General features: G+C 35.7%; 9 protein-coding genes. 4 read left to right on the top strand and 5 right to left on the bottom strand.

The annotated features are described in order from the left end of the window. Window positions 1–207: 207 nt before the first annotated feature. Both F894_RS14765 and repM read right to left on the bottom strand, forming a co-directional pair. Window positions 208–959, bottom strand: a protein-coding gene (locus tag F894_RS14765; RefSeq protein ID WP_416201975.1) for an IS5 family transposase whose coding sequence is annotated in 2 segments (ribosomal slippage) — window positions 208–731 and window positions 731–959 — 753 coding nt in all. Because the reading frame shifts where the segments join, the coding sequence is not laid out codon by codon here. 150 nt (window positions 960–1,109) lie between these two features. After that, window positions 1,110–2,057: a replication initiation protein RepM gene (gene repM / locus F894_RS00040; RefSeq protein WP_010117601.1), complete on the bottom strand. Its 948-nt coding sequence runs from the start codon at window positions 2,055–2,057 to the stop codon at window positions 1,110–1,112. A gap of 393 nt (window positions 2,058–2,450) precedes the next feature. Between repM and F894_RS00035 the strand changes: the two genes are divergently transcribed. The 4 genes from F894_RS00035 (at window position 2,451) to F894_RS00020 (ending at window position 4,638) form a co-directional block, all read left to right on the top strand. Beyond that, window positions 2,451–3,089: an AAA family ATPase gene (locus F894_RS00035; protein ID WP_004726798.1), complete on the top strand. Its 639-nt coding sequence runs from the start codon at window positions 2,451–2,453 to the stop codon at window positions 3,087–3,089. 2 nt (window positions 3,090–3,091) lie between these two features. Then, entirely contained in the window at window positions 3,092–3,391 is a 300-nt protein-coding gene (locus tag F894_RS00030; RefSeq protein WP_004969894.1) for a hypothetical protein, read from the top strand. Window positions 3,392–3,791: 400 nt separating this feature from the next. Beyond that, entirely contained in the window at window positions 3,792–4,274 is a 483-nt protein-coding gene (locus F894_RS00025) for a hypothetical protein (RefSeq protein ID WP_005245140.1), read from the top strand. Between the two features lie 4 nt (window positions 4,275–4,278). After that, entirely contained in the window at window positions 4,279–4,638 is a 360-nt protein-coding gene (locus tag F894_RS00020; RefSeq protein WP_005245139.1) for a hypothetical protein, read from the top strand. A gap of 533 nt (window positions 4,639–5,171) precedes the next feature. On the opposite strand, the gene F894_RS00015 is transcribed toward F894_RS00020, so the two are convergent. From F894_RS00015 to F894_RS00005, 3 genes are all read right to left on the bottom strand, one after another. Continuing rightward, the gene (locus F894_RS00015) at window positions 5,172–6,437 is read right to left on the bottom strand and encodes a type II toxin-antitoxin system HipA family toxin (RefSeq protein ID WP_005245138.1); all 1,266 of its coding nucleotides are present in this window, start codon (window positions 6,435–6,437) and stop codon (window positions 5,172–5,174) included. Further along, entirely contained in the window at window positions 6,437–6,742 is a 306-nt protein-coding gene (locus tag F894_RS00010; protein WP_000366814.1) for a helix-turn-helix domain-containing protein, read from the bottom strand. The genes F894_RS00015 and F894_RS00010 overlap by 1 nt, the downstream gene beginning before the upstream one ends. 920 nt (window positions 6,743–7,662) lie before the next feature. Further along, window positions 7,663–7,920, bottom strand: a complete 258-nt coding sequence (locus F894_RS00005) for a hypothetical protein (RefSeq protein WP_005245137.1) — start codon at window positions 7,918–7,920, stop codon at window positions 7,663–7,665. Between the last annotated feature and the right edge of the window lie 284 nt (window positions 7,921–8,204).

Below are 8,204 nucleotides of genomic sequence, written 5' to 3'. Positions count from 1 at the left end.
CTTCCATATATGGACAAATCCCTGACAAGCATTACCGGGAGAGGTTTCGATCGCATCACTCTACTCAGGATTACATAAGATCGTAAGTTGTGTAAGTTGCATAACTTATGTAACTTTATAATTTCATCTTTCTGGCAAATTAATCCAGATCAGTTCTTCGTACTAGTGGAACATATAATTTTCAGTTTATAAAACTAGGGCGTGTCCTCATTTGGCTTGACACCAAATAAACATGCAAGCAATGTAAATCATAGACTGGTAATTTCGTGCAAGCTTATCAAATCGGGTTGCAATCGCTCGGAAATGCTTCAATCTCGCAAACACATTTTCAACTAAATGTCTTAATTTATATAGATATTTATCAAACACCTTATTCGATCTCTTACTGTTTGATCTCAATGGAATAATGGGAATCATATCCTTGTTCTGGGCATATATTCTAATGTGCTCAGCATCATACCCCTTATCAGCAATGAGATAAGTTGCCTCGCCTACAGTATCAATCAGTTGTTTTGCAACTTGACTGTCGTGGACGCCACCCCCAGTGATTTTAAAATCAATCGGTAATCCATTCGCGTCGGTTGCAAGATGTATTTTTGTTGTTCGTCCACCACGTGATTGTCCAATTGCTCTTTCGAAACCATTCCGAGCTCCACTTGCATGTTGATGCACGCGTATGTAGCTTCCGTCAATGAATACCCATTCTTGATCCAAGACGCCTCGTAATCTAAAAAAAATTTATTCCACAATCCCTTGCTTGCCCAACGATTAAAACGATTATAAGCAGTTTGCCAAGGACAAAATTCTTGAGGAATATCACGCCATGTGGCGCCTGTACGCAGTTTCCATAAGATCACTTCCATGATATTTCTACTATTTTTTGAACGGTAGCAACCATGTAATCGCATAGTATCTTGAATTTGCTGCCAGATATCATCGGTAAGAAGAGTACGTGCCATTGAAAATATAGAAATAAAAATAACTCAAAGGAGGATTTTAAGTATTTAAAACCAATTCTTCAAATGAGGACACGCCCTAGGGTTACCAGGGCAGACTAAATTTTTCCTATAGGTTTGTAGTGTTCAAAATAAAAATTTCTATTATTCAGGTTATGATAACTTTTCTGATTTATATTTTTCTTTATAGCCCACTTTTAACAAATCAGAATAATACTTTTTTACCTTTTCAGGGTCGAGGAGTTCAAGTGAAATCCTTTCTTTAAACGCTTCGATCTCTTCGCCTACATTGGCATATTTCCCCCCGAATTCGGGATATTTGATAAGGTCACACAATTTTTGAGCGAAAAATATAGATTGTTTTGGTGTCAGCTGATATGCAGGTTCCAGTACCTTATCACTAACAATTAAGGAAGCTTTTTGATTAAAAGAAAATTCGATATGTGTAATTGTTCTCCCTTCTTTTTTCTGCTCATAACTTACGTCGATATCAGTAAGTTTATTAATTTGATCTATGGCAACCGTCAATACACGCTTTTTGAAATCTCCCATGGTTTTATATTCATTTTCAAGTAGACCTAACTTATCACGCAATTCAACCATACTAATATATAGCTTGCCTTTGCTACGCCATCTAATCAAAAGTTCATACAGCCGTATAGCGTATACACTAGATAATTGAGAAATTTGCTTTAATTCATAACGAGTAAACTTTTCTTCAAGTTTTACAAAAAGCTGTAAAATATCAGGAGCAAAAATTAGTTGAGCACATGCAGCTTCTTTAACATAGCCAACTTTTGATACCCAACGGCTTTTGTAGACCGCTGGCTTACCTGTAACAGGATCTATGGCCTTATAGGTGAGTCTACGTTCAAATAAGTTATCACACGCTCCCTGAAGAGCCTCATAGGCCGCTTGACGACCCAAATTAAAGTGCTTCATGTATTCAGACGCATGTATTGTTAGCAATGTATCCGATGTAAGCTCTTTTTCAATTTCCCTAGCTGCAATAATTGCAACTAAAATTAAGCGTTGTTCAGACAGAGTCAATGCATAAGATGCTTCAATCAAGTTATTGTCTTTATAAATTAGATTTGCCATATTGTGATTAAAGAAATAAATTCCATTAATAGACATTAACACTTAATGTCCATTAATGGAAGATCTATTTATGCCAGGAAAACGTCCATTTAAATAAAGGAAAACGTCCATTTAAATAAAGGAAAACGTCCACTTATTGTCAGGAAAACGTCCATTTAAATAAAGGAAAATGTCTACTTATTGTCAGGAAAACGTCCATATAAAACCTCTGAAAACTGGACTTCATAAGGCATTCAGAGGTTCTATAAATATAAATTTATAAAATATATATAAAATTAAAAAAGAACATTACTTGTGGATAACTTTTTTTTAACTTTATTTTTCACAATAGTTGATTCATGAGATTGAAACTTGTACATTATTTTCAACAAAATTACGTAACTTACATAACTTATGATTATTTTAGTAGGTGGTGAAAAAGGCGGAGCTGGTAAAAGCTGCCTTGCCCAAAACTTAGCAGTTTATTTACAAGAAAAGAATAGAGATATTCTGCTTCTAGATGCAGATCCTCAAGGCACAACAACTGACTGGATTAAAGAACGTGATGAGAATGAGGATTTAAAAAATATTCCATCTGTACAAGCTTCAGGCAATATTCGTCAAGTTTTAAAAGATTTATCAAAAAGATATGAAGATATTATCATTGATGCTGGTGGACAAGATTCGGAAGCATTACGTTCTGCTATGACTATAGCAACACATATGCTCTTGCCTTTTAGGCCTAAACGTAGAGATCTAAAGACTTTGGATCATATGGAACAAGTATTAAAACTGGCACGAGCAGTGAATCCAGATTTGAATGCAAGAGCAATCATTACACAATGCCCAACATTACCGTCACAAGTACAGCGAATTTTAGATGCTAAAGAAGCCTGTGTATCGTTCGGAATAAAAGCATTAGACCACATCACGACAAATCGAAATGTTTATGATGATGCAGATGAAAATGGCTTATCTGTTTTTGAAGTAACAAGTGATCCTAAGGCAAAAGCAGAAATTGAAGGGATAGCTCAAGAGTTTTTAGGAGTATAACTATGGCAGGTCTTAGCGGTTTAAAAAAGAAAACTGACGAGCTTTCAGATCAGGATAAACTGGTTGAAAATTTCATATCTGGAGCTGATAAAAGAGTTAAGGATCTAGAAGTTTCACAAAAGAAATTCGTTCGTTGTACCTTTTCTTTGAACCAAGAATTAAGTGAATTAATTGATGAGTTAATTATCAAAAGTAATAACGCTCGTGTTAACAGATCTAGTATTGTAAGAATAGCTTTAGAGTCACTGGCAGAGCAGAATTTAGAAGATTTTAAGCAGCTCGTTGATAAAAGTTTTAAATAAAATAGAGAATGGAAGAGGTTATTCAATCTATAAGATTAAATAACCTAACTTCATAACTTCATAACTTCATAACTTCATAACTTCATAACTTCATAACTTCATAACTTCATAACTTCATAACTTCATAACTTTACTGGCAAATAATTTAAATATTTTGATTTGTTGATAAACCTTATATAGACATCGCGATACTTTGATATTGGAAAATCAAATGGTAAAGTTATTACGTGATATATCACGTTAACTCATTGAGCTGTTCTGTGTTAGCTGGATAGAAACATATAACATCATAATCGGTATTTTTAGGCTAAAGATATTCTGTTGGGCCTAAGTAGTAAATTTAGAAATTAACCATTTCAACTGTATTGAGCTTGTATAGCCAGTATCGATTGAGAGAGTCATGATAGAAAAAATTGGGCATGCAAAAAAAACACCTGAAGTTTTCACCAAGTTAAGTTACGTTTTGATATTAGATTTACCAGACTTTATTCAAGATTTTGTATTGGATCTTAAAAATAAGATGGATGATGAAATCAAAAGAATGCTTGACCAGGCAGCAAAAGACAATCAAGACGTTGATGAATTTGAAATTTTAAAGTGGTTACTCGATACAATTGATGTAGCTCCTGAAGAAACTGAAGAGGTTAAAAAGCACCAACATAAAGAGGTGCATGCTGTGCTATTTACTTGTTTTTTTACTCAATTGTCCGAGGCCTTAAGTCTGAAGTTATCAGAACATATGAGAGTGGAGTCAAAACCGCAGCGTTGTGTTAAAAAATTGACTCAAAGAACTTATAAAAAATATTTTGGTTTGCCTAAAAACTTCAAGCTCAAGTTAGAACGAAACCTGAAAATCAATTTTTACCCTGAAAAATTATGGTAACTGTATGACTAATACTGATGGATTGTCAGATCTACACGAAGAAATCAAAGTATTGGAAAAGTGGGTAAATCAGTCACTTGGTGAAAAAAAAGCTATTTTCAAAGATTTCGACGTTCAAAATAAGAATGAGTTGTATGCTGCTGCAGAAAAAATCCAGGTTACTATTAAAAAAAAGAGAATTGTGACGGAACATAAAATTCTGGCTGGTTTAACTCAATGGACTAAAATTGAACAAGAAGGGCATCAGTATGGTTATCTGTTGACTGGATTAATTTGTGAAATGCTCAAAGAACTTATCAATTTACCGAATTCTAGTTCTAAAGATAACACTAAATATAAAAAAAATGGAAGAATAATTTACTAAGTTATTGTTTTTAAGTTGATCCTTGTTTTATATGGGGGTGATAATAACTTCTGATTACTAGTTTTTACCTTAAATATACCGATTGAAAGATTCATTTAAAGGCTATGAATACATGAGTTTTACAGTTTGGCTAGGTCAGCATGAGTACTTTTCACAAGATTTAAGATCGACCATGAACGTGATTAAGTTATAGGGGATTGATGAAATAGTTTTTATGAATTTCTGGCTTTCTGGGCTGATTTTATCAAATTCATGTCTATGCAAAATTGCGACATATTTCTCGTGCTGGTAGTTATCCAGAGTTTGGTCTGCATCTATCCATAGTGCAGACCTTTTTTTGGTGACAGTTTTTTCTTAGTGATTTTCGATCTGGATGTAGTGATTTCACGTTTGCAGAATATATCTTAGCGGTGATCCATCTAATATTCGTGATTATAAAGAGAGCTAATTCACAGGTTCTACAGATTATGTAGCGACTAACTATATCAAAGTCTATTTGCAGTTGATGGTTGGCGCTTAGTTTATATTTACGCTTAGGTTTCAGTTAAAAAATCAATATTCTGTTGAATCCGTGATTGAATCATCTGTAGGGTAGATTCTCGAATTTGATGGGGATACAGGCGCTGCGCAATTTGACTAAATTGAAGTGCAATTTCACGCATGGTCAAGATGATCTCATCGACTTCTAGAGTAGTCAGATTAGCTTCTGAAGTACCGAGTTTATGTATGTCATTTCGGGAAATATTGAGCGCTTCTCCCATAATGTCCATTTGATGATAACCACCTGGACCCTCGCAGAAGGTCACATCATAGGCTGGAGCCAATTTCCATTGACCATTTTTCTCCATGAGAAATGAAAAGTTCTTAGTATGGTCATCCCGATTATTGAAAAGCACATTAAACACAGCACGTTTAAAAGCATGCAATCTTTCTCGTACATCTTGCGTACACATCAAGGTTGCCCGGAGAAAATTGCGATAGTCTAGGCTACCTGGAACTTTATAGTCTGCTCCTGTATATGCAGCCAAACTCTGCATTGGAATCCGCATACCATTTTGACGATCGAATCGTTTAGAAGCAAAAGCCGTTAAACCATTGGGCAAATTAAAGAAATGGGTATCTGGAGTCTCAATTGCACAAAGTCGCAAACATTCTGCATAGACGGCTTCAATGGCGCAGACTTCAGGATGCTCTTGCTGAGCAGGAAGCTTAATCAGCCAGGCTTCATGTTGATCAGAATCTTGAGTCGAAAACTCTAAATTGACAGGATCTCGGTAAACCAACGCTTTTGGTCTGGCACCTTGAGGGGAGCCACCCATGACCAATAAATGCTGTAGAAATTCACCACCTTCACCTTTGAGTACTTCTTGAACTTCCTGGGCCAGTTGTTGTAAAGGGATATTTTCTGAGGTTTGCATGTCAGCAACACAAGGTTCAAAGGAGAGGGCACCCATTGCGTGACTACTAATATAGGTCAGACGCTCCAAAGGTCCAATTCGTGCTGAATTTAAGCCAATTTTTTTGAAATATCGATCCATCAACATCATGCCCCAACCATCTGGTAAAGCGTCATAGACTGGACCTGGGAGTCCCATTTGATGAGTAGGAAAACCTTGTCTGAATGGTAGACCTTTTAAAGGCAGCAAGTAAGAAGAGAGCTCAACACCTTGCTGTATTGCTTCTGGACTATATTCAAAAGCAATGGTGGGTCTACCTGTCGTGGCTGTTGAACTAATCAGCGTTCCCCATAACCATGATTCGCCCCAACCGTTGTAATAAACATTAAGTCTATTGAGCATTATCCCTTCCTCTTAATACGGTGGCGCTTACTTTGACTCTCATAGCGAAGAATGTCATTCACACTGTTAAGCTGAGGTTTAAATAGTTCCTGAAGTTCGTTTAATCGACCCAAGACCATTGCAATACGGACTAAATTTTCAACAGATACATTTCGTCCCGCTTCAAGATTCGAAACTGTATTCACGCCGACACCAGCGCGTGCTGCTACCTCAGCTTGAGACATCTCCAGAAAGAGTCGTTGCTTACGTAAACGCTCACCTAAAAGAGTCACAACTTCTTCTGGTTTAGTGAAATATAAATCCATTAAATTGGGTCTTAAGAATGAATAATTTAATTAAATCACAAAATAATGGAATTAATCTATAGCTATAGTGTGGCTAAGGAGGGCTTTGTTGCACAGCACATCAGAAGGGTAGGTATAGTCCTTGGGTATCGGTTACAGAAAATCATCAGGATGTACTTTGACTGATTGTTGATACGGAGATTTCAGTATTTTCATTTTTCCTAATAGGTCACATTACTTAGAAAGGGTTCTTCGAAAATTAGTTCATACTTTAAAAATCCTATAAATATTGAGGATATTTTCTTAATGCTTTCAATATAGCATGCGGCTATATGTAACTCGAACGGGCTTAATCTGCCTTTCAGTATAAATTTTTTGGGCGTGAGAGGGGAGAGGTGTGAGGGCAAGCAATTTATATCGTGGATACTTCTAAATTACTTATGTAATAGAAGGTGGTAAACATGGATTTAGAGGTAATAACACTAAATATAAAAAAATTGGAAGAATAATTTATTAAATTATTGTTTTTATGTGGTTATTGGTGATGTTATGAATAATAATAACTTTTTTCTTGATGAATTTTACCTAAAAAAATTGATCAGATAATTTTCTTTAAATGTCATGCATACATAAATTTGACAGTTTGAAGGGATCGGTATGTGCATTTTTCACAAGGTTAAAGATCGACCATAAATGTGATAAACGGCAGAGGATCATTGAAAAATGAATGGATTTAAACACTACATGTATGCACGAAAAAAAGTATCGCTGCGGTTCTGCTGACAGGCTGTATTGAGCATTGAATGCAAATGATGTAGTAATTGTCTACAGGCTATAGGACCAGCATGAAGAAGAATGAAATGTAGTTGCCAATTTATAACCTTGGTTGAAAAGCATAGCATTGTTATTCGGAGAAGTGAGGTAAGCCATCCTTCTCTTATTCATTTAAAATGATTCTTACTCAACTGATCTCGACTCATGGGCTGGTTCCAATTAGACGGATAATAACTTCCATCCCCTATCTTTTTCTTACCATATTTCTTGCATTTAATCCCTTCTTTGGAGATTTGATTCAGCATCACTGTTGTCGGTTGAATCAAATCAATGACATAGTTCGTTGGTTCAGGAAAAGCAGAAGAGGCTGCTTTATTGCAAAAGAGAACATTCGGATCAAATGGATTGGATTGCACAAAAGCCATGATACAGCCACAGAGTAATTCACCTGCATGTAATCTGTAACATCCATTCAGGTCATCAGACGAAGATTAATCTGAAATTTAAGCACTAAACGCCATAAATCTATGTATGGGCAGACTTTTTTGAGACATATGTTGATAAACATGCGGCAAGTTACATTGCTTAAAAGTCTATCTAAGTTAACGATCTATGTAAGCGTCCGCTGAACCCCATGCCTATTTTTTAATTTGAGTTGGATTTCCAGCGATGTGGCAGTAATTCTTCTATTTGGGTCGCTTTATGTGTC

Source organism: Acinetobacter sp. CIP 51.11 (genome assembly GCF_000369665.1).
GTDB classification, from domain to species: domain Bacteria; phylum Pseudomonadota; class Gammaproteobacteria; order Pseudomonadales; family Moraxellaceae; genus Acinetobacter; species Acinetobacter lwoffii_S.
The sequence above is the reverse complement of the archived record's forward strand: the minus strand, read 5'-3'. Positions and strand labels throughout refer to the sequence as shown.

Excerpts from the sequence above, each read along its gene's own strand:
- F894_RS00015 (WP_005245138.1), bottom strand. The coding sequence starts at position 6,437 with ATGCTCAATAGACTTAATGTTTATTACAACGGTTGGGGCGAATCATGG.
- F894_RS00025 (WP_005245140.1), top strand. The coding sequence starts at position 3,792 with ATGATAGAAAAAATTGGGCATGCAAAAAAAACACCTGAAGTTTTCACC.
- F894_RS00020 (WP_005245139.1), top strand. The coding sequence starts at position 4,279 with ATGACTAATACTGATGGATTGTCAGATCTACACGAAGAAATCAAAGTA.
- F894_RS00035 (WP_004726798.1), top strand. The coding sequence starts at position 2,451 with ATGATTATTTTAGTAGGTGGTGAAAAAGGCGGAGCTGGTAAAAGCTGC.
- repM (WP_010117601.1), bottom strand. The coding sequence starts at position 2,057 with ATGGCAAATCTAATTTATAAAGACAATAACTTGATTGAAGCATCTTAT.
- F894_RS00010 (WP_000366814.1), bottom strand. The coding sequence starts at position 6,742 with ATGGATTTATATTTCACTAAACCAGAAGAAGTTGTGACTCTTTTAGGT.
- F894_RS00030 (WP_004969894.1), top strand. The coding sequence starts at position 3,092 with ATGGCAGGTCTTAGCGGTTTAAAAAAGAAAACTGACGAGCTTTCAGAT.
- F894_RS00005 (WP_005245137.1), bottom strand. The coding sequence starts at position 7,920 with ATGGCTTTTGTGCAATCCAATCCATTTGATCCGAATGTTCTCTTTTGC.